General features: G+C 66.6%; 19 protein-coding genes and 1 tRNA gene. 3 read left to right on the top strand and 17 right to left on the bottom strand.

What is annotated here, in order from left to right; genetic code table 11:
- Positions 1–95: 95 nt before the first annotated feature.
- A complete protein-coding gene (locus QMG61_RS07790) occupies positions 96–1010 on the bottom strand; it encodes a DMT family transporter (protein ID WP_283493772.1) in 915 nt (304 codons plus the stop codon).
- A gap of 40 nt (positions 1011–1050) precedes the next feature.
- Between QMG61_RS07790 and def the strand changes: the two genes are divergently transcribed.
- Positions 1051–1617 (top strand): peptide deformylase, encoded by a 567-nt coding sequence (gene def, locus QMG61_RS07785; RefSeq protein ID WP_283493771.1) that lies wholly within the window; start codon positions 1051–1053, stop codon positions 1615–1617.
- A gap of 31 nt (positions 1618–1648) precedes the next feature.
- On the opposite strand, the gene QMG61_RS07780 is transcribed toward def, so the two are convergent.
- From QMG61_RS07780 to recO, 16 genes are all read right to left on the bottom strand, one after another.
- Positions 1649–2512: a sensor histidine kinase gene (locus QMG61_RS07780; RefSeq protein WP_283493770.1), complete on the bottom strand. Its 864-nt coding sequence runs from the start codon at positions 2510–2512 to the stop codon at positions 1649–1651.
- Between the two features lie 79 nt (positions 2513–2591).
- Positions 2592–2664: transfer RNA gene (locus QMG61_RS07775), tRNA-Asn, on the bottom strand.
- An 82-nt stretch (positions 2665–2746) separates the two neighbouring features.
- Positions 2747–3784: a D-isomer specific 2-hydroxyacid dehydrogenase family protein gene (locus QMG61_RS07770; RefSeq protein ID WP_283493769.1), complete on the bottom strand. Its 1038-nt coding sequence runs from the start codon at positions 3782–3784 to the stop codon at positions 2747–2749.
- Positions 3768–4694: an ATP-binding cassette domain-containing protein gene (locus QMG61_RS07765; RefSeq protein WP_283493768.1), complete on the bottom strand. Its 927-nt coding sequence runs from the start codon at positions 4692–4694 to the stop codon at positions 3768–3770. Before QMG61_RS07765 ends, QMG61_RS07770 begins: the two co-directional genes overlap by 17 nt.
- Before the next feature lie 5 nt (positions 4695–4699).
- Positions 4700–6388 carry an ABC transporter ATP-binding protein gene (locus tag QMG61_RS07760; RefSeq protein ID WP_283493767.1) on the bottom strand — a complete coding sequence of 563 codons (1689 nt, stop codon included), beginning with the start codon at positions 6386–6388 and terminating at the stop codon, positions 4700–4702.
- Positions 6385–7410, bottom strand: coding sequence for an ABC transporter permease (locus QMG61_RS07755; protein ID WP_283493766.1), 1026 nt, complete (start codon positions 7408–7410; stop codon positions 6385–6387). Before QMG61_RS07755 ends, QMG61_RS07760 begins: the two co-directional genes overlap by 4 nt.
- Before the next feature lies 1 nt (position 7411).
- Entirely contained in the window at positions 7412–8497 is a 1086-nt protein-coding gene (locus QMG61_RS07750) for an ABC transporter permease (protein ID WP_283493765.1), read from the bottom strand.
- A 97-nt stretch (positions 8498–8594) separates the two neighbouring features.
- Positions 8595–10238 carry an ABC transporter substrate-binding protein gene (locus QMG61_RS07745; RefSeq protein ID WP_283493764.1) on the bottom strand — a complete coding sequence of 548 codons (1644 nt, stop codon included), beginning with the start codon at positions 10236–10238 and terminating at the stop codon, positions 8595–8597.
- 168 nt (positions 10239–10406) lie between these two features.
- Positions 10407–12290, bottom strand: a complete 1884-nt coding sequence (gene dnaG, locus QMG61_RS07740; protein WP_283493763.1) for a DNA primase — start codon at positions 12288–12290, stop codon at positions 10407–10409.
- Positions 12291–12315: 25 nt separating this feature from the next.
- Positions 12316–13563: a deoxyguanosinetriphosphate triphosphohydrolase gene (locus tag QMG61_RS07735; protein WP_283493762.1), complete on the bottom strand. Its 1248-nt coding sequence runs from the start codon at positions 13561–13563 to the stop codon at positions 12316–12318.
- Positions 13556–14743 (bottom strand): tRNA dihydrouridine synthase DusB, encoded by a 1188-nt coding sequence (gene dusB / locus QMG61_RS07730; RefSeq protein ID WP_283493761.1) that lies wholly within the window; start codon positions 14741–14743, stop codon positions 13556–13558. Before dusB ends, QMG61_RS07735 begins: the two co-directional genes overlap by 8 nt.
- Before the next feature lie 91 nt (positions 14744–14834).
- Positions 14835–14966, bottom strand: a complete 132-nt coding sequence (locus QMG61_RS07725; protein WP_283493760.1) for a hypothetical protein — start codon at positions 14964–14966, stop codon at positions 14835–14837.
- Positions 14967–14983: 17 nt separating this feature from the next.
- On the bottom strand, positions 14984–15646 hold the full coding sequence (locus QMG61_RS07720) for a DsbA family oxidoreductase (protein WP_283493759.1): 663 nt from the start codon (positions 15644–15646) through the stop codon (positions 14984–14986).
- A gap of 199 nt (positions 15647–15845) precedes the next feature.
- Positions 15846–16649 (bottom strand): heliorhodopsin HeR, encoded by an 804-nt coding sequence (gene heR / locus QMG61_RS07715; RefSeq protein ID WP_283493758.1) that lies wholly within the window; start codon positions 16647–16649, stop codon positions 15846–15848.
- 312 nt (positions 16650–16961) lie between these two features.
- Positions 16962–17780, bottom strand: coding sequence for an isoprenyl transferase (locus QMG61_RS07710; RefSeq protein ID WP_283493757.1), 819 nt, complete (start codon positions 17778–17780; stop codon positions 16962–16964).
- On the bottom strand, positions 17777–18499 hold the full coding sequence (gene recO / locus QMG61_RS07705) for a DNA repair protein RecO (RefSeq protein WP_283493756.1): 723 nt from the start codon (positions 18497–18499) through the stop codon (positions 17777–17779). Before recO ends, QMG61_RS07710 begins: the two co-directional genes overlap by 4 nt.
- A 60-nt stretch (positions 18500–18559) precedes the next feature.
- Here recO and QMG61_RS07700 point away from each other — a divergent pair, with 60 nt between their 5' ends.
- Both QMG61_RS07700 and QMG61_RS07695 read left to right on the top strand, forming a co-directional pair.
- On the top strand, positions 18560–19276 hold the full coding sequence (locus QMG61_RS07700; RefSeq protein ID WP_283493755.1) for a trimeric intracellular cation channel family protein: 717 nt from the start codon (positions 18560–18562) through the stop codon (positions 19274–19276).
- Positions 19277–19487: 211 nt separating this feature from the next.
- Complete coding sequence (locus QMG61_RS07695) at positions 19488–20120, top strand: hypothetical protein (protein ID WP_283493754.1); 633 nt, start codon at positions 19488–19490, stop codon at positions 20118–20120.
- The last annotated feature ends 65 nt before the right edge of the window (positions 20121–20185 follow it).

The following is a 20185-nucleotide window of genomic DNA, read 5'->3' as shown; positions in this document are numbered from 1 at the left end:
GGTCTTCTAGCAGCCTATTCTAAGCCGCCGTGTACACCGGCATCCGTGCTCTCCGCGCGTCATCGGAACTACGCCGGGACAGCCCGCACACGAGTCTAGACGGCGGACTGCGGGTGGTGCCTGGCCAGCAGGAACACCCCGTAGATCGCGATGGCGCCGGCCACGATGAACGCCACAGCAGCCCAGGCGGGCGCCTGCGCGATCTCGCCGAGCACGACGATTCCGATCCCGACGGCGATCAACGGGTCGACCACGGTCAGGCCGGCGATCACCAGGTCTGGCGGGCCGGACGCGTAGGCGTTCTGCACGAAGTACGCGCCGAGGGTCGCGCCCAGCAGAAGGCCGGCGACGCAGGTCAGTGTCAACCACTCGAAGTTGCCGTTCTGGGTGCGGCTGATGATCACCTTCGCGAGGGTGGCGACGAAGCCATAGAGCACGCCGGCACCAATGATGTAGAGAATCGCCGGGAACCGGGTTCGTAGGAACACGAACAAGCCTCCGAAGACCACCAGAACGCCGGCCAGCATGGCCAGGATAGTGAGGAGGTTCGAGTCCGTGACCGGCTTGTCAATGGCGGTGAACGCGGCGACGGTCACGAACAGGCCCACCCCGCCGACGCACATGCCGATGGCGAGCTTGGACGCCCGGTTGACCTGCACCCCGGACACCCGCGCGTTGAGGATCGACGTGATCACCAGGGCGACCGCGCCCAGGGGCTGTACAACGATGATCGGCGCGAAGTTGAGGCTCGAGAGTTGGAAGACGATGGCCAGGCCGAGCATCACGGTGCCGAGCACCCAGGAGGGCCGGCCGAGGAGCAGCGCCAGCTGACGGAGGTTGAGTCCGCCGGTGACCTCGACGGTACTCGCCTCGACCTTGGTCACCCCGCGGTGCTGGAATTGCGCCCCGAGCGAGAGGAAGACTGCGCCGACCAGGGCGAGCGGGATTCCGATGGCCTGGCGCGGATCGATCGTGAGTTCGACAGCCAAGTCGGTCAGGTCGGGGGTCACTCAATGACCCTATCGAGAACCAGCCCGATATCCTTGCTGAATGGCCGTGCGTTCGATTGTAATTTCCGGAGATCCCGTTCTCCACTCCCCCGCTTCCCCCGTCGATGATTTCGGCGACGAATTACGCGTCCTCGTGCAGGACATGTTCGAGACGATGGATGCCGCACCGGGCGTCGGGCTCGCCGCACCCCAGGTCGGGGTGCCGCTCCGGCTCTTCACCTACAGCTACGTCGATGACGACGACCATTCGTGGCGTGGAGTGGCCATCAACCCGGAACTGTGGATCACACCCGTGCCGGCCGGCGAGGCCGATGAGGACGAGGACGTCGAAGGATGCCTGTCCTACCCGGGCGAGCGGTTTCCGCTCCTTCGGTCAACCTCAGCCATCCTGCGCGCCGTTGACCTGGACCAGAAGCCATTCGAGATCCACGCGGAGGGCTGGCTGGCCCGCATCTTCCAGCACGAGTTCGACCACCTCGACGGCACACTTTATGTGGACCGACTGGAGCACTTCTACGCGAAGATCGCCGCCAAGGTCACGCGCAAGCGTGGCTGGGGCATTCCCGGCCTCGACTGGGTGCCCGGGGTCGACAACCTCGAAGACTGAACCCGGGAAGAACGCACCGGGGCAGGTTCGCTCATCGGGACAGGTTGACTCCGTGGATGCCGTTGTGAAAACGCAGCGAGGGAAAGATTGCCGATACGGAGAACCCAACGCCGGGCACCGTACCCGCGTTGAAGACTCCACCGAAGAGTTCGGCACGCTCCCGCATCTGGGTTATTCCAGCCCCACTGATGCTCTCACTGAGCGCGTTGAGGTCGTCGTCGATCGTGTATCTGGTGCGGGCGGCCAGCTCGTTCTCGTCGGAGGTAATGCGCCGTGCCGCGGCGCGAATACCGTCGTCGTCGACCTGCAGCTGCAGGCCATCCTGCGTCCAGGTGAAGGAGATCTTCGCCTCCGTGCCCGAGCCACCGTGTTTGAGGGAATTGGCCAGCGCACTCTGGAGTATGCGGAAGATGGCCAGCTCCGCGCCGGGCTTGAGCGGAAAGCGGTCACCCGACTCATCGAATCCGACGACGAGGCCGGCGTCGCGCATCACCCGGAAGAGGTCCTGCGCCGATTGAAGACCGGGCCGCGGGGCCGCCACGGATTCGCCTTCCCGCACGATGGTGAGTACTCGGCGCATATCCGCGAGGGCGACGCGACCGTCCTCCGCCAGGGCCGTCGCGGCCCGGACAGCGCCGGACGGGTCGCTCACGGCCGTGTACCTGACCGCCTCGGCCCCGGTGATCAGGCGGGCGATCGAGAGCACGGCACCGTCCTGAAGCTCACGGATGATGCCGAGCCTGCCCTGCTGCTCCGCGAGACTCAACTCGAGCTCGATTCGCACCCGTTCCGCCGCAGACTGGTTGGTCGCGCGTCGGCGCGCCCGCAGCCAAAGGACTAACAGCAACACCGAGAGAGCGGCCAGCACGATGCTCGCGATCAACCAAACATCCATGGACTTCGCCTTTCCTGACCATCGCTGCGCCCCGGGGACAAAAAAGGCCACCCGGGGTGGAGCCCTAGGTGGCCTTTCGCTCCCCGACTTGGACTCGAACCAAGAACCTGTCGGTTAACAGCCGACTGCTCTGCCAATTGAGCTATCGAGGAATGCTTGAACAGCGTTGCTACTTTACAAAAGAGTTGGCCGTGAACCAAATCGAGACGGGGATCCCGTGGCCGGCGGGGGGTTTCAGTAGCCGGTGCGAGGATCCACGACCCCGACAAATCGGCCATCGGCAAGGAAAGCCCGCACATTCAAACGGATCCGCTCGGCAAGGAGCGGTGCGGTCATCTCGGGCGTGTCGGCCGAATGGGGTGTGATCAGGCACCGGGGTTCGCCCCACAACGGATGTCCGTCCGGCAACGGTTCCGGATCGGTCACGTCCAGGGCAGCGCCGGCGATCACGCCGCCGGCCAGGGCCGCCGTGAGAGCATCCGTGTCGACCAGCGGCCCCCGGGCGATGTTGACCAGGTACGCGTCCGGGCGCATCAGGGCGAGTTCGGCTGCCCCGATCAGGTGGCGGGTGTCCTTGGTCAGGGCGGCCGCGACGATGACGAGGTCCGCGCCGGGCAGAACCTCGGCCAGGGCGCCGGTGGCAACGGTACGGTCGGCGCCGGGCACGGGCTTGTCGCTGCGGCGCACCACGGTGATTCTGGTCCCGAACGGCTCCAGCAGCCGGATGAGCTCGAGGGCGATCCCTCCGGCGCCGATGATCACGACCGAACGCCCATAGAGCGAGCGGCCCTCCGGCACGGTGCTCCAGCTCGAGGCCCTGACCCGCGCCGGCAATACCCGTAAGAGCGCAAGGGACAGGGCGAGCGCGTGCTCCGCCACCGGCTGGGCGTAGGCGCCCTTGGCGCTGGTCCAGAGCAGGTCGGGCCGGTCCTGCTCGGCCAGGATCCCGCTGAACGCGTCGACGCCTGCCCACGGCAGCTGCACCCACTGGATCTGGGGATGTGCGGCCAGCGTGGACCCGAGCAGGTCTGCCTGGCGGTAGGACAGCCAGATCAGCCCTCTGGTGGCCGGCGACAGCTCCGCGACCTCGCCGCCGGCCGCCCGCACGGCCGTGGTGAAGACCTCCGCGGGACGCGGCATCACGGCGATCGGCCCGATCGTCGGCCGACTGCCCTCCGGAAGCGGTGCGGCACCCTCGGCGAGCACGGCCCGGTGCTGAGCAGCCGGCCCCGGCCCCGTCCCCGCTTCGTCCGGCTCAGGAGTGCTCTGCATGATTACCGCTTTCGTCGTGATCGTCGTCGTCGAACATGTCGTCCTCGTAATCGTCAGTTTCATCGTCGGACTCGGACTCGGACTCGGACTCGAGGCCGGTGAGGGCCGCGGCGAGTCCCGCCACGTACGGATGCCACGGGTCGTCGAATACCTCATCGATGGTGCCGAGGCCGACGAGCACCCCCTGGTAGAGCACACCGACCCGATTCGCCACCCGTCGCAGCACCGTGAGGTCCGAACTGATCACGAGCGCCGAGAACGACCGTTCCCGCTGCAATTCGAGGATCAGGTCGATCACGGCATCGCGCACGGTCACGTCGACGCCCGCGGTGGGCTCGTCCGCGATCAGCAGGGACGGGCCGAAGACGAGCGCCCTGGCGAGGGCGACACGTTGGCGTTGCCCGTTGCTCAGCTCATAGGGGTACCGCGGCAGCACCGCCAACGGCAGCCGGACGGCGTCGACCATGGTCGCGACCAGCGTGTCGAGGGCCCGGCGGTTGTACCGCCGGTCACGCTCCAGCACCGGCTCCGCCACGATCTCGGCGACCGTCATGGTTGCCGGGAGGGTGGCAGCGGCGTTCTGTTCGAGCAGACCGACCCCGAAGGTGAGTCGGGCCAGCTTGCGACGGCCGATCCGGCGCATCCGGAATCCCAGCACGGTGGCCTCTCCCCCAGTGATGATCGGGCGGGCGCTCCCGAGACCGGGGGCGTACGCCGCGCCGGAGAGGACGCTCGCGAGGGTGCTCTTGCCCGAACCGCTCTCCCCGAGCAGCCCGAGCACCTCGCCGCGTTCGATCTGCAGGGTGAGCCCGTGCACCGCGACATGGGCCGGGCTCACTCCGTGCGGCGGATACTCGATCGTCAGATCGCTGGTCGAGACGGGGAAAATCGGTGCCGTGCCGCGAGTCATACCTCCTATCCTGCCGCACGCAGCCGGCGGAGCTTCTCCCGTCGGTCGGCCTGCTCGGCCGGATCGGGCACGGGCAGGGAGGCGAGCAGCCGCTGCGTGTACGGATCCTTCGGAGCGCCGAGCACCTCGGCGCCGGTGCCCTCCTCGACCAGTCTCCCCTTGTACAGCACGGCGATCCGGTCTGCGAGGATGTCGACGACGGCGAGGTCGTGGCTGATGAACAGCGCGGCGAATCCGAATTCGTTCTGCAGTTCCGCGAACAGTTCGAGCACCCTGGCCTGCACGGACACGTCCAGAGCCGAGGTGGGCTCGTCGGCGATCAGCAGGCTCGGCTCGAGTGCCAGAGCCCGGGCCAGGCTCGCGCGCTGCCGCTGGCCCCCGCTCAGCTCGTGCGGGTAACGGTCGCCGTACGCCCGGGGCAGTTGCACGGCCTCGAGCAATTCGTTGACGCGGCTGCGGGCCCCGATGGGGTTCTTGGCCCGGCCGTGCACGATCAGCGGCTCAGCGACGCATTCCGCGATCGTGAGCAGCGGATTGAAGCTCGACGCCGGGTCCTGGAAGACGAAGCCGATATCGCTGCGGAACTTCTTGAACTCGCGCTCCCTGAACCCGAGCATTTCGTGCCCGTGGACGGTGAGCGAGCCCCCGGTCACCCGGGTCAGGCCGGCGATGGCGCGTCCCGTGGTCGTCTTTCCGGATCCGCTCTCGCCGACCAGCCCGAGCACCTCGCCGGGACGGATGACGAAGCTCACCCCGTCCACCGCCCGGAAGCCGGCCCGGCCGAAGCGGCCGGGGTATTCGATGGTCAGGTTGTCGGCCACGACGACCGGCGGAAGTTCCAGCCAGGCCGGTTCCCTGGCCTCCGCACGCACCACGGCGTGTGCGATGCCCTGGCCGACGTGCGGAACGGAGGCGAGGAGGCGCTTGGTGTAGTCGTTCTGCGGCGAGGAGAAGAGGGTCTGCGCATCGGCCTCCTCGACCACCTTGCCCTGGTACATCACGGCCACCCGGTCGGCGAGGTCGGCAACAACACCCATGTTGTGGGTGATCAGCACGATGGCGGTGCCGAACTCGTCCCGGCACTGGCGGAGCAGGTCGAGGATCTCCGCCTGAACCGTCACGTCCAGGGCCGTGGTGGGCTCGTCGGCGACGATCAGGCCGGGGTCGAGCACGAGTGCCATGGCGATCACGACGCGCTGTTTCTGGCCGCCGGAGAACTGGTGCGGGAAGTAGTTCACGCGTGTCTCCGGGTCGGGGATGCCGACCCGGCCGAGGATCTCGATGGCCTTCGCCTTCGCCTCCTTCCGGCTGAACTTGCCGTGTGCGCGGATGCCCTCCGCGATCTGCCAGCCCACCGTGTAGACCGGGTTCAGCGCGGTCGATGGTTCCTGGAAGACCATGGACACGTCGGTGCCGCGCACCTGGCGCAGTGTCGACTTGCCGATCGAGAGGATGTCGTGCTCGCTGGAGCCGTCTTTCCGGGTGAGGAGGACGACACCTGAGGCGGTGGCCGTCTCCGGGAGCAGGCCGAGAATGGTTTTTGCGGTCACGGTCTTGCCGCTGCCGCTCTCGCCGACGATCGCGAGCACCTCGCCGGGAGCCACCCGCAGGCTCACACCATCGACGGCGCGCACCGCTCCGGCATCGGTGGAGAAGGAGATTCCCAGGTCGGTGATGGTCAGTACGTCGCTCACTGGGGGACCTCGGATTCGTCAGTCAGGGTGCCGCCTGGTGCGACCGAGGTTTCGGCCACCACCCCGGAGGACTTCGCCACCGATCGACGGCCGCGCAATCGGGGGTCGGCAAGGTCGTTGAGGCTCTCACCGACAAGGGTCATGCCGAGCACGGCCAGCACGATGGCCACGCCGGGGAAGAGCGCGGTCCACCAGATGCCGCTCGAGACATCCGACACGGCCTTGTTGAGGTCGTAGCCCCATTCGGCGGCGGCGGACGGCTCGATGCCGAAGCCGAGGAAGCCGAGTCCGGCGAGGGTGAGAATCGCCTCCGACGCGTTGAGCGTGAAGATCAGCGGCAAAGTACGGGTGGCGTTGCGCAGCACATGGCGGAACATGATCCGGGAGTTGCTCGCCCCGAGGACTCGCGCCGATTCGACGTAGGCCTCAGCCTTGATCCGCACGGTCTCCGCCCGGATCACCCGGAAATATTGCGGGATGAACACGGTGGTGATCGAGATGGCCGCGGCGAGGACACCGCCGATCAGGTTGGAACGGCCTCCCGAGATCACAATCGACATCACGATGGCGAGCAGCAGCGACGGGAACGCGTACACGGCGTCGAAGACGACGACGAACAGGCGGTCGAGCCAGCCACCGAAGTACCCGGAGACCAGGCCGAGCAGGACGCCGGCGAAGATGGACAGGATGACGGCGATAATGATCACCATCAGTGCCGTCTGCGCTCCCCAGATCACCCGAGACAGTACGTCGTAGCCGCCGACGGTGGTGCCCAGAAGGTGCGAGGCGCTCGGGGGGTTCTGGGCGCCGAAGGCGCCGTTCGCGTCACGCAGCTGGCTGAAGCCGAAGGGCGAGATCAGGGGCGCCAGAATGGCCGTGAGGACGAAGCTGGCCGTGAGCACGAGACCGGTGACGAGCATCCCCCGTTGTAGTCCCACACTTTGGTTCAACTGCGCCACGACGGGCAGGCGACTCCAGAGGCTGCGCTTGCGAACGCCGGGCACCATGGTCGTGGTACTCATATCAGTACCTCACTCTCGGGTCGATGACTGCGGCGATGATATCGACGACGAAGTTGGACAGTGCCACGATCACGGCGAGCAGGGCGACGATGCCCTGCACGGCGACGAAGTCTCGGGCGGTGAGGAACTGGGCCAGTTGGAAGCCCAGGCCCTTCCACTCGAAGACCGTTTCGGTGAGGACCGCTCCGCTGAGCAGCAGCGCGATCTGGAGGCCGATCACGGTGATGATCGGGATGAGCGCCGGTCGGTAGGCGTGTTTGGTCACCAGCCGGTACTCGCTGACTCCGCGGGAGCGCCCGGAATCGACGTAGTCGGCGCCGAGGGTGCCGATGACGTTCGTGCGGACGAGGCGGAGGAAGACACCGGCGGTGAGCAGTCCCAGGGCGAGTGCGGGAAGCACGGCGTGCGACACCACGTCGAGGAGGATCGCGGGGTTGCCGGTCTGCAGGGCATCGATGGTGTAGATGCCCGTCTTGCCGGGAAGGAGTTGCATCTGCAGCTCAGAACCGGTCGACGCGCGCCCGGCGACAGGGAGCACCTTGAGCCAGACGGAGAAAACGAGCTTGAGCAGGAGCGCGGAGAAGAAAACGGGCGTGGCGTAGGCGAGGATCGCGAAGATACGCAGGAACGCATCGGGTGTCTTGTCACGCCAGTATGCGGCGACGAGCCCGAGCGGGATACCGATGATGAACGCAACGACCAGCGAGTAGAGGACCAGCTCCGCCGTGGCAACTCCGGATGTGAGGAGCACATCGGTTACCGGCTTGTTGGTGCTGATCGTGGTGCCGAAGTTGCCGGTGAAGATCTGCCCCAGGTACTCGAAGTACTGCACGAGGATGGGCCGGTCGTAGCCGGCCGCCTGGATACGTTCCGCGAGCTGATCTGGCCCGAGGCGCCCACCGAGGGCCGCCGTGATGGGGTCACCGGTGGCCCGCATCAGCCAGAACACCATCGAGACGAGGATGAAGATGGTGGGAAAAATGAGGGCGAACCGGATCAGGATGTACCGCCCGATCCCGCCACCCGAAGAGGTCCGTTTGCGCCGAGGGGCCTTTTGGGCCGGTGGGCGCGCTGCCACAGTGGTCATGCCTGCCTATCGCTTGGAAAGGGTCGGGGGCACTCAGCAATCGTGCGCGCTGGGTGCCCCCGGATTTCAAATTAGAGAAACTCTAGCCTCTTATTGACTAGCCTTTCGCCAGTGCCGCGTAGCGGAACTTGAACGAGGCGTCGAGCGTGTCCGACGTGCCGGTCACGTTCGTGCCGGTCACAGCGACCTGCGCGCCCTGGAGGAGAGGCACGGTCGACAGCTGGGCCGCGACCTTGTCCTGGATCTCCCCGATCAGCTTGGTGCGCTCGGCGACATCCGCAGTGACGGCCTGCTTGAGGATCAGGTCGTCGACGGCCGCATCCGTGTAGTGGTTCTTCAGGAAGTTGCCTTCCAGGAAGAACGGCGTCAGGTAGTTGTCAGCGTCCGAGTAGTCGGGGTACCAGCCGAGCTGGTATGCCGGGTACACGTCGGCCGTGCGGTCCTTGGCGTACTGAACCCACTCGGTCGACTGCAGCTTGACCGTGAACAGCTTGGATGACTGCAGCTGGTCCTTGACGAGTGCGTACTCGTCGGCGGAGCCGGGGCCGTAGTGGTCCGCGTTGTACTGCAGGTTCAGCTCTACCGGGGTCGTGACTCCGGCCGCTTCGAGAGTGGCCTGCGCCTTGGCCGCATCCGGGCCACCGTTTCCGTCGCCGTAGAGGCCCTTGAGGGCTTCGTTGGCACCGGTCAGACCGGCGGGAACGTAGGAGTACAGCGGGGTGTAGGTCTCCTTGTAGACCTGCTTGGCGAGCTCCTCGCGGTTGACGAGGTCGGCGACGGCCTGGCGAACGGCGAGAGCCTTGGCCGGGTCGGCCTCCGGCGTCTTCGCCCCGTACGGCTGGGTGTCGAAGTTGAAGACGATGTAGCGGATTTCGCCGCCGGGTCCGTCAACGACCTTGACCTTGCTGTTTCCGCGGAGGTCATCGATGTCGGTAGCGGAGAGGCTGCGGAACGCGACGTCAATGTTACCTTCCTGCACATCGAGCTTCAGGTTGGACGCATCGGAGTAGTACTTGACGTTGACGACGTCGGTCTTCGCCGGTCCGAGGAGGCCCTGGTAGTCCTTGTTCGCCTTGTAGGAGAGCAGGTTGTTGAAGTCGTAGCTGGCCAGGACATACTGGCCGGCGAAGGCGTTGGCCTTGACGATGTCGTTGTCAGGCGTGAGCTCGGTGGCCGAAAAGGATTCCTCGTCGACGATCGGACCGGCTGGGCTGGTCAGGATCTGCGGGAAGATCTGGTCGTCGGCGGCCTTGAGCTTGAAGACGACCGTGGTGTCATCCGGCGCTTCCGTGCTGTCGAGGTTGTACAGCAGCGAGGACGGACCGTTGTCTGCGGCGATCTTGAGCTGGCGATCGAAGCTGAACTTGACGTCGGAGCTGGTCAGGTCGTTGCCGTTGGCGAATTTGAGCCCCTTCTTCAGGGTGACCGTGTATTCGTTCGGGGCGGTGAACTCGGCCTTGGTCGCAATGTCCGGCTCCACATCCGGGCTGCCGTACGGCGTGTTCATCAGGAACGGAAAGACCTGGTTCGCCACGGCGAACGAGCCGTTGTCGTACGAACCGGCCGGGTCGAGAGTGGTGACCTTGTCGGTCGTGCCGATCGTGATCGCGCCGCCGGTGGTTCCGCCTGCGGTTCCGTCGGTGGTTCCACCGGCGGAGCAGCCCGTCAGGGCCAGCGCGGCGACGGCGAGTACCGCCGCTGCGCTCAGCCCTCGAGCGCGGGGAGTGGATGAGAATGCCATATCCGTGAGCCTCTTCCTCTGAAAAATCCAGGCACGGGCACCGATAAGCGCGGCACCCGGCATAGCTGTAAGGAAAGAAATAGCACAGAATGCGCGATTCGTCCGTCAAGGAAGGAGCATCTTTATCGAGCTGCAACGTTGCGCCGGAGGCGAAACGGACCGACGGGACTAGTCCTCGCGGAGGTTGCGCCGTTCGGCTTCGACCCGCACCAGTTCACGTTGAAGGGCAACGTAGACGTCTCGATCGGCGGCATCCGCCCGTTGTAGCCGCCCGAGCAGCTCCGCCTTCTGCCGGAGCAGGTCCTTGTCGACGAGGGCGACCGTGATGTCGCGCACGTAACGGCTGATTTCCCGCTCACTGCGCTCGGGCAGCGGCGCCATGGCGAGTTCCTTGACCAGGTTCTCGAGTGGCGGCGGCACATCGGCGACGATCCGGTCCAGCCAGTCGGCGGCGCCGTGATGCTCGAGGTTGGCCGCGACGGCGTCGCGCACGACGGCCAGGGAGGGCTGCGCGAAGGTGGTCAGCACGGCACGCTGGATCAGGTCCGCGCCGACCAGGACCGGGCGCTGGAGCATCGCCATCAGCCCGTCCCGCTCCAGCCGGGTGACCGGGTCGGTCGACAGGTTGGTCATCGAGAACGGTTGTTCGCGCGGTGTCTCGTCCGTGCCGTCGTGGCGCCCGCCGTCCTGGCCCTGCGCCGCGGAATTCGCGCCGCCGGCCGACCGAGTGCGCGACAGTGCCGTTGAGACTGCCTTGGCGACCTCGCCGAGTTCCATCCCGAGCATGCGCGCCAGCTCGTGGGTGTACCCGGGGCGCAGGGCAGGGTCGCGGATATCGCTCACCAGCGGAGCGGCCTGGCGCAACGCTCCGACCCGACCCTCGACGGTCTCGAGATTGAACTGGCCGAGCAACTGACGGATCATGAACTCGAACATCGGCTTCTTCGAATCCACGAGGCGGCGCACCGCATCGTCCCCGCGGTGGAGGCGCAGGTCGCAGGGGTCGAGCCCCTCGGGGGCCACGGCGACGAACGTCTGGGCGGAGAAGCGTTGTTCCTCGCTGAAGGCGCGCATCGCGGCCTTCTGACCGGCGGCATCCGGGTCGAAGGTGAACACGACCTCGCCGACCCCGCTGTCGTCACCGAGGACCCGGCGCAGCACCTTGATATGGTCGACACCGAACGAGGTACCGCAGGTGGCGACGGCGGTGGTCACCCCGGCGAGATGGCAGGCCATGACGTCGGTGTAGCCCTCCACGACGACGACCTGGTGATTGCGGGAGATGTCGCGTTTGGCCAGGTCCAGCCCGTAGAGCACCTGGGCCTTGTGGTAGATCGGGGTTTCGGGGGTGTTGAGGTACTTGGGGCCCTTGTCGTCGTCGAGCAGCTTGCGCGCACCGAAGCCGATGGTCTGGCCGGTGATGTCCCGGATCGGCCAGACGAGCCGCCCGCGGAATCGGTCGTACACGCCGCTCGATCCCTCGCGGCTGGAGACCAGGCCGGCGAGGGTCAGTTCCTCGGTCGAGTAGCCCTTCCCGCGCAGGTGGTTGGTCAGTTCGTCCCAGCTCTTGGGCGCGAATCCGACGCCGAACAGGGCGGCGGCCTGAGAATCGAAGCCGCGTTCGCCGAGGAAGTTTCGTCCGACCTGTGCTCCCGCGCTGCCGAGGCGTTCGACGAAGAACTCGGCGGCAGCCTGGTTGGCCGCGTAGAGGCGGGAGCGGTTGGTGTGGTCCGGTGCGTCCCCGCCGCCCTCATAGTGCAGTTCCATCCCCACCCGACCGGCGAGGCGTTCCACGGCCTCGCTGAAGCTGACGTGGTCCATCTTCTGCAGGAAGGAGTAGACGTCGCCGCTCTCCCCGCAGCCGAAGCAGTGGTAGAACCCGACCTGGGGACGCACATGGAAGCTCGGGCTCCGCTCGTCGTGAAAGGGACACAGCCCTTTCATCGAACCGACGCCGGCAGACTTCAGGGTGACATAGTCCCCGACGATATCCGCGATGTTGGTGCGGGCCTTGACCTCTTCGATGTCACTTTGTCGAATCAGGCCAGCCATAGCTGAATGCTAGTCCTGCCCATGGTCAGTTCTGCACGAGACGTTCGTACCAGGCCAGAGCGGACTGGTCGGTGAGGCTGGCAACCTGGTCGACGACCACTCGCTTGCGTGCCGCGTCATCCGCGGCGGCGTGCCAGTCTTCGCGGAAGCCGGCATCGAGGTGCTCGTCGCCGGTGGCGTTCAGGCGCTCGGCGAGCAGCGTGAGTACCTGCCGCTGCTGCTGGTAGATCGGCTGGCGGGTGTTCCTGGACATGACGAAGGCGGCCACGATTCCCTTGAGCACGGCGATCTCGGCCTGCACCTCCTGCGGCACGACCACGTGTGCCCCGAACCGGATGAGCTGCTCCTCCGAGTGCGCCTGGCGGGTGGCGCGTACCGCTGCGCCGGAGAATCGGCCGATCAGCTGGCTGGTGAGGTTCTTCAGCCTGCCCTGGTCACGGCGACCGGCGGTCCAGCCGTGCAGCCAGTAGTCGAGGGCGCCGAGCCGGTCGTAGGCCAGCGCCAGTTCGGCGTGGGAGACGGCCCCGCCGATCCAGGAATGCATCGAGGAGACGAGCTCGGTGCTGGCCCGTTCGCCGAGTTCGCCGATGTCCAGGTAGCCGTTGACCACGGCGTCTTCGAAGTCGTGCACCGAGTAGGCGATGTCGTCGGAGAGGTCCATCACCTGGGCTTCGATGCAGAGTCGACGTTCCGGTGCGCCGGCGCGCATCCACTCGAAGGCGGCGATGTCGTCCTGGTAGAAACCGAACTTGGCGCGCCCGCTGGGGTCGGCGACCGAGGAGTCTTCCGGCCACGGATATTTGCAACTGGCGTCGAGGCTGGCCCGGGTCAGGTTCAGGCCGTAGCTGCGGCCATCGTCGCCGAAGACCTTCGGCTCGAGCCGGGTGAGCAGGCGCAGCGTCTGCGCGTTTCCTTCGAAGCCGCCGATGTCCAGGGACCACGCGTTGAGCGCCTTCTCCCCGTTGTGGCCGAACGGCGGATGTCCGATGTCGTGTGCGAGGCAGGCGGTGTCAACGATGTCGGGGTCGAGGCCGAGCCGGAGCGCGAGCTCGCGCCCGATCTGGGCGACCTCGAGCGAGTGGGTGAGCCGGTTGCGGGCGAAGTCCAGGCCCGCGGTCGGGCTGAGCACCTGGGTCTTCGCCGCGAGGCGGCGCAGGGCGCTGGAGTGCAGGAGGCGGGCGCGGTCGCGCGCGAAGTCACTGCGGCGCGAACCGTGCACCTCCGGAAGCCAGCGTTCCTCGTCATTGCTGCCGTACCCGGTCTCGTTAGCCACCGCTGGTGTCCCCTTCGCCCTCGGTCAGATTTGCCCGTTCCGCGCCGATGATCTCTCGGGAGTCGAGCCAGCGTTCGGGCAGTGACGTCTTCTTCGGACTCCCGGCGCGGCCGCGCGGTCCCTCGGCGCCGGCGCCGGGGTACTCCTGCTGCCAGTCCAGCGTGCCGAGCAGGTCGTCAAGCTGTGCCAGCGACACGACCGAGGCGAGACTCGCCCGCAGGTCGCCGCCGACCGGGTAGCCCTTGAAATACCAGGCGACATGCTTGCGAATGTCCCGACAGGCTCGTTCTTCACTGTCGAAGAACTCGGTGAGCAACTCCGCGTGCCGTCGGAAGGTCTCCGCAACGCGGCCGAGATTCGGCTGGATCAGCGCGGTCTGGGTTTCGGTTTCTGTTCCTGCCTGCTGGCCGCGGAAGGCGGCCGCGAGGTCGCCGAACAGCCACGGGCGGCCGAGGCAGCCTCGCCCGACGACGACTCCGTCGCATCCGGTCTCCGCGACCATGCGCAGGGCGTCATCGGCGGACCAGATGTCGCCGTTTCCGAGCACGGGGACGCTCGTGATGGTGTTCTTCAGGGTCGTGATCGCCGACCAGTCGGCCTCGCCGGAGTAGTACTCGGACGCCGTGCGGGCGTGGAGCGCGATCGCTGCGACACCTGCCCCCTCGGCGGCCTTGCCTGCCTCGAGGTAGGTGAGGTGGTCGGAGTCGATGCCCTTGCGCATCTTGACCGTAACCGGCACGGCGCCGGCAGCGGTCACCGCGGCTTCGACGATCTGACGGAACAGGCCGAGCTTCCAGGGCAGGGCCGCTCCGCCTCCCTTGCGGGTGACCTTCGGCACCGGGCAACCGAAATTGAGGTCGATGTGGTCCGCTCGGTCTTCGGCGACCAGCATGGTGACCGCGTCGGACACCGTCTTGGGGTCGACCCCGTAGAGCTGGATGGAGCGAGTGGATTCGCTCTCGTGATGGTTGATCAGACGCATCGATTCCGGTGTGCGCTCGACCAGCGCGCGGGACGTGATCATCTCGCTGACGTAGAGCCCGGCGCCGAATTCACGGCAGAGCCTGCGGAACGCGGTGTTGGTGATGCCGGCCATCGGCGCGAGCACGACGGGGACATCCAACGTGAGGGGGCCGATCGAGAGCGGCGCGGCCCGGTTGGTCGCAATTTCAGAAGTCATGTCGATCAATTCTCCCATGGCGGACGGCACCGTCCGACGCGCAGGCCGAGCGGTGCCGCGCGGTGCCGCGTGGTGCCGGCGCAGGGAATCGTCAGATGCCGCAGGAGCCGCCTCCGCAGCATCCGCCGCCGGCCTCGCCGAGGAGTTCGATGGTCGGGACGCTCGTTGCATCTGGCGTGACAACTGGCGTGGTCGCCGTGGTCGCGATGGACTGTTCAGTCATCTGTTCTACTCCTGGGATTATCTGGCGGGTGCTGCGGTGGACTTCTCGGTGGCTGCCTGGCGGAGAGCCTGCGCAAAGGTATCAGGGTCCTGGGCTCCGGAGATTCCGTACTTCCCGTCGATGACGAAGAAGGGAACGCCCTGGATTCCGTACTCGTTTGCCTGTGCCACGTCTGCCTTGACGTCGGCAAGGAACTCGTGGGCGGTCAGCGACCGCACGACGTCGGCACGGTCGAGACCGATTTCCGCGGCCAGGTCGGCAAGATCGTCAATCCGGCCCACGTGCAGGCCGTCGACGAAGTAGGCCTTGAGGAGTCGTTCCTTCATATCGAGCTGGCGGCCGTGCGCCTTCGCGTAGTGGAGCAGCTCGTGCGAGATGACGGTGTTGGTCTGGTGCACGGAATCGTAGTCGTAGTGCAGGCCAACGCTCTCTGCGATCCCGGTGACGCGTTCGAGCATCTCCTCGACCTGATTGACGGGCAGGCCCTTCCGCTGGCTCAGGTAGTCGACCGGGCTGCCGTCGAAGTCGACGGGGGTATCGGGCGCCAGCTCGAAGCTGTGGTACTCGACCTCCACTTCGCCGTCGAAGAGGGCCGCCCCGGCCTCGAATTTGCGTTTCCCGATGTAGCACCAGGGGCACTGAACGTCGGACCAGATGTCTACTTTGATGGATTCACTCACTCTGAGCCAAACAGCGAACCCCGCACAGTATTCCCGTCCCGGCGGTCGAGCACGTCGCGACCTGTCCCCAGCGTCAGCCCGCGCCCCTTTCCGCAGCCCGCGCCCGCCGTTGCGGGCGCGGGCTGCCATCCACGTGGCGGCGGCGCATTCGTCGTTCGGTGGTCGAGCTTGTCGAGACCAGGGCCCCCGCTCCGCCCGGTCAGCCCGTTATCGCGGGAATGATCGCCCCCGAGAAGACCTGCCAGGCCAGGGCAGTCTTGGCGACCAGGCTCAGTGTGATGTACGTGCGCTCGCCCTGAAGATAGCTCTTCCACTTTCCGACCTGCTTGTACTGCAGCCACTGGTTGATGGCGAAGGTGTTGAAGAAGACGAAGAGCGAGATGACGATGCCGACGACGAAACCGGGTGCCGCAACCTCGTTCGCACTGCCGGGCCGGAGAAAGTAGATCAGAATCAGGATCCAGGGCACGATGCCCACCATCGACCCGAAAATGAAGGGCAGCATTCCGCCTGATCCCGGCTGCTCGTACTTCTCCTGCAGGGCACCGAACAGGATCATCGCGGCGTTCACCGCGAAGACGGCGAACAGCGCCGCGATGTCGGTCACCCCGTTGATGGCCAGAATCAGCCAGATCATGATCGAGGAGCTCAGCGAGTATTCGGTCCAGCGGAAGTAGTTGCGGCTCTGTAGCAGCCCGCCCTTGTACCGGCCGAAGAACCAGGGGCTCGAGATGAGAAAATGGAAGAACGCGCTCAGGGCGAGGAATGCCACCACGCCGACTCCGATGTTCACTTCAAAAACCGTGACGCGCTCGGGCGGGATGGGGACTCCGGGAGGGCCGGCCAGGTAGTCGGCTGTGACGGCAAAGAGCACTTGCGAACTGAGCATCGTTAGCACGATCGCGAAGCCGATGGCTTGCAGCAGGTGCAGGCTCCCCGCGACGAGGTTGTAGACCCGCAGCCGGTCGATCTGCTGGTCGGGGGTATAAATCTTCTTCGCCATGAGTGGACTCCTCGCTTTTGATGCAAAACCTAGCATTGCCATCGACACCGCAGGAGGAGCCACACCGGTGGTCGAGCCCGTCGAGCCCCGGTGGTCGAGCCCGTCGAGCCCCGGTGGTCGAGCCCGTCGAGCCCCGGTGGTCGAGCCCGTCGAGCCCCGGTGGTCGAGCCCGTCCGCGACGGATGCTCCGCCTCCGCTACGTGGATGGCAGGGCGCGCCCGCGACGGCGGGCGCGGGCTGCGGAAAGAGGCGCGGGCTGGTGCCGGACCGGTCTCGGACAGGCTCGACCACCGGGCGGGGCCGCCCCGGGCGTCAGGCGGAAGGCGCGTCCACGGCACCGCCGTAGCGACGATTGCGGGAGGCGTAGAGCTCGATCGCCCGCCACAGGTCGACCCGGCCGAAGTCCGGCCACAGCGTGTCGAGGAAGACCATCTCCGCGTAGGCGCTCTGCCAGAGCAGGAAGTTGCTGGTGCGCTGCTCCCCCGAGCTGCGAACGAAGAGGTCGACGTCGGGCAGGTCTGCGGTGTACAGGTGCCGCTGGATCGACTTCTCGGTGATGCCTGACGGCTTCAGTCGGCCGGAGGCGACGTCCTCGGCGAGGGCGCGCACGGCATCCGCGATCTCGGTGCGCCCGCCGTAGTTCACGCACATGGTCAGGGTGAGCACGTCGTTTCCCCGCGTCAGCCGTTCGGCGAACTGCAGTTCGTTGATGACGGATGCCCAGAGCCGGGGTTTACGTCCGGCCCACCGCACGCGCACCCCCCATTCATTGAGCTGGTCACGCCTTCGGTGCAGCACGTCCCGATTGAACCCCATCAGAAAGCGCACCTCGTCGGGTGAGCGCTTCCAATTCTCGGTGGAGAACGCGTACACGCTCAGGTGCTTGACCCCGATCTGGATGGCGCCGGCGACCACGTCGAGCAGCGCGGCCTCCCCCGCCTTGTGGCCTTCCACCCGGGGCAGTCCCCTGGCATTCGCCCACCGGCCGTTGCCGTCCATCACCACAGCGACATGCTCAGGGATGACCTTCGCCGGCAGGTTCGGCGGGTAGAGCCCGGTCCAGTCCAGGGGCTTGAACGGCATCGCGTCCTTGTGGGTGAACGACTTGGGCGCGAACGGATTCGGGGTCATCGACTGACATGCTCCAACGATCGGAGGCCGCGGCCGAGGTGCCACTGCGTGTACGCGGCCACCACCCCGGTGGCCTGGGCTCTGGTCTTCTCTGCGGTCGACTCGGCGTGCTCCCAATCCCCGGTGAGCAGGGAACTGAGCAGGCCGATCGTCTCGGCGTCCAGCCTCGGCGAGCCCGGAGCGGCGCAGTCGTCGCAGACGATCCCGCCGACCTGCACCACGATCGCCGAGTGGCTGCCCTGGGCCCCGCACCGGGCACAGTCCTGAAAACTGGGTGCCCAGCCGGCCATCGACAGAGCGCGGAGCAGATAGGAATCCAGGGTGAGGCCGGCCCCGTGCTCCTGCCGGGACAGAGACCTCAGGGCGCCGACCAGCAGCAGGTACTGCTGCAACGACCCCTCGGACTCCGTCAGTTTGTCGGCCGTTTCGACCATGGCGCTGGCCGCCGTATAGCTGGGATAGTCGGCCGTGATCTGGGCACCATAGGAACCGAGGGACTCGGCCTGGGTGATGATGTCGAGACTGCGGCCCTCGTAGAGCTGCACGTCGGCGACCATGAACGGCTCGAGCCGCGCCCCGAACTTCGAGGCCGTACGCCGCACCCCCTTCGCTACCGCGCGCACCTTCCCGTGCGTGCGGGTGAGCATGGTGACGATGCGGTCTGCTTCACCCAGTTTGTGGGTGCGCAGCACGACGGCTTCATCACGGTAAACAGGCACAGCTCGATTCTCCCACCTGCGACGACGGATGACGTCGTGCGCGCCGTAGGCGGAGTTTCAATGGTTTCATTGGGTGTGCCCGAAACCTCCTTCACGATCCCGCTGTGGCTGGACCTCACGGCCGTCGCGATCGGCGCGATCCAGGGCGCCATGTTCGCCGGGCGCTTCACCGATCGGCGCTTCGACCTGCTCGGGATCGCCTTCATCGGCATCACCGTCGGACTCGGCGGCGGACTCCTCCGCGACATCCTGCTCGACGGGGTGCCTGCCGCCCTGCAGAGCAACTGGTATCTGCCGGTGTCGGCTGCCGCGGCGCTGCTCGGCATGCTCCTGCAGAGCCTCTTCAACCGGCTCGGACCGCTCATCATCACCCTCGACGCCGTGACGATCGGACTGTTCGGCGCCCTCGGCACCAGCAAGGCCCTCGCTCATGGACTACCGGAGATCCCCGCACTCTTCGTGGGCGTGATCACGGCCGTGGGCGGATCGGCGCTCCGCGACATGATGCTCAACGTGCCGATCGCGGTCATGCACGTCGGCTCCTTCTATGCCGTCGCCGCCGGCGTCGGCAGCGGCCTGCTCGTGGTGCTCTTCGTTCTCCAGGTTCCGATCACCATCGCCGGGATCAGCTGCGTCGTGGTGACGACCGTCATCCGCGTGCTCGCGGCCCGTTACGGCTGGAGCCTCCCGCAGCAGCGCGCCATCGGCAGTTGGCCTCGCTGGCGGCGGAGCGAGAACATCGTCGCGTTCCGTCGGCGCCGCAACCGTGGGGCCTGACCTCCGCAACCTGTGAAATCACCGCCGAGCGGTGAATTCGCCCTCGCGTTTCCCGGCCCGCGGGGTGAGACTAGTGAGAAGAATTCACCTTGTTTGGAGGATGCTCATGAAACTGATGAAAGGAAACACGTCCGGCCCGATGCCGGCGCCAGACCTGATGCCGGTGCTGTCCAGAGGGAAGCATCGAAACCCACGCTCGGGAGCATGTTTCATGGAGTTCGCCTCCTACCTGTCCGGCGAGACCTGGAGCGACCACCCCGCCTGCACCCATCCGCTGCTCGCGTCCCTGGCCAGGATGGTCAACGACTGCACCTCGGACACGGCACGATCCCGTCTGGTACCGCTCATTCCGTCGGTGATCGGGCTCCACGGCGACGACCCCAGGGTGCGCCTGATGATCGCCCTTCGCGCGGCCACATCGGCTCTCGGCGTGACCAGCGCCGACCACCAGCGAGCGCTCGCCGTCGGGATCCTCAACTGCGAACGTCACCTGGGCGATGACTTCGGCGAGGTTCCCCTGGAACTGGCGCTGCGCATCCGCTCCGCCTTCGACACCGCCCCCGAAACCGAACGCTGGGCGCGGGAATTCATCGCGTCGATGAGCACCTGGTCGCGGTCCAAGTTCACCGACCGCACCGCAGAGACCATCATCCGAGTGTCCGTGCAGGGCATCGCCGAGGCCTGCACGCCGAACCCGGACGACCGGCTATACGACCTCCTCGCCGGGGCGATCGACGACTGCGTCGAGGTGCTCGGCGGGACGCCGGTCACAGCACAGCCGGTCACAGCACAGCCGGTCACAGCACAGCCGGTCAACGCGGAGCCGGTTCCAGCGCTTCGCTGATTACCCGGCACACACCGGTCCGCCGGGACTCCCCTGTGGGGGTCCCGGCGAATTCCCGCGCTGCG

Origin of the sequence: Cryobacterium sp. PH31-AA6, assembly GCF_030063195.1 — a bacterium.
Classification (GTDB): Bacteria; Actinomycetota; Actinomycetes; order Actinomycetales; family Microbacteriaceae; genus Cryobacterium.
Note: the sequence above shows the minus strand (reverse complement) of the source record. Positions and strands in the feature narration are given on the sequence as shown.

Coding starts and splice junctions, on each gene's coding strand:
- QMG61_RS07755 (WP_283493766.1), bottom strand. CDS start 7,410: ATGAGTACCACGACCATGGTGCCCGGCGTTCGCAAGCGCAGCCTCTGG.
- QMG61_RS07745 (WP_283493764.1), bottom strand. CDS start 10,238: ATGGCATTCTCATCCACTCCCCGCGCTCGAGGGCTGAGCGCAGCGGCG.
- QMG61_RS07765 (WP_283493768.1), bottom strand. CDS start 4,694: ATGACTCGCGGCACGGCACCGATTTTCCCCGTCTCGACCAGCGATCTG.
- QMG61_RS07725 (WP_283493760.1), bottom strand. CDS start 14,966: ATGACTGAACAGTCCATCGCGACCACGGCGACCACGCCAGTTGTCACG.
- heR (WP_283493758.1), bottom strand. CDS start 16,649: ATGGCGAAGAAGATTTATACCCCCGACCAGCAGATCGACCGGCTGCGG.
- QMG61_RS07770 (WP_283493769.1), bottom strand. CDS start 3,784: ATGCAGAGCACTCCTGAGCCGGACGAAGCGGGGACGGGGCCGGGGCCG.
- def (WP_283493771.1), top strand. CDS start 1,051: ATGGCCGTGCGTTCGATTGTAATTTCCGGAGATCCCGTTCTCCACTCC.
- QMG61_RS07710 (WP_283493757.1), bottom strand. CDS start 17,780: ATGACCCCGAATCCGTTCGCGCCCAAGTCGTTCACCCACAAGGACGCG.
- QMG61_RS07695 (WP_283493754.1), top strand. CDS start 19,488: ATGGAGTTCGCCTCCTACCTGTCCGGCGAGACCTGGAGCGACCACCCC.
- QMG61_RS07700 (WP_283493755.1), top strand. CDS start 18,560: ATGGTTTCATTGGGTGTGCCCGAAACCTCCTTCACGATCCCGCTGTGG.
- QMG61_RS07750 (WP_283493765.1), bottom strand. CDS start 8,497: ATGACCACTGTGGCAGCGCGCCCACCGGCCCAAAAGGCCCCTCGGCGC.
- dusB (WP_283493761.1), bottom strand. CDS start 14,743: ATGACTTCTGAAATTGCGACCAACCGGGCCGCGCCGCTCTCGATCGGC.
- QMG61_RS07780 (WP_283493770.1), bottom strand. CDS start 2,512: ATGGATGTTTGGTTGATCGCGAGCATCGTGCTGGCCGCTCTCTCGGTG.
- dnaG (WP_283493763.1), bottom strand. CDS start 12,290: ATGGCTGGCCTGATTCGACAAAGTGACATCGAAGAGGTCAAGGCCCGC.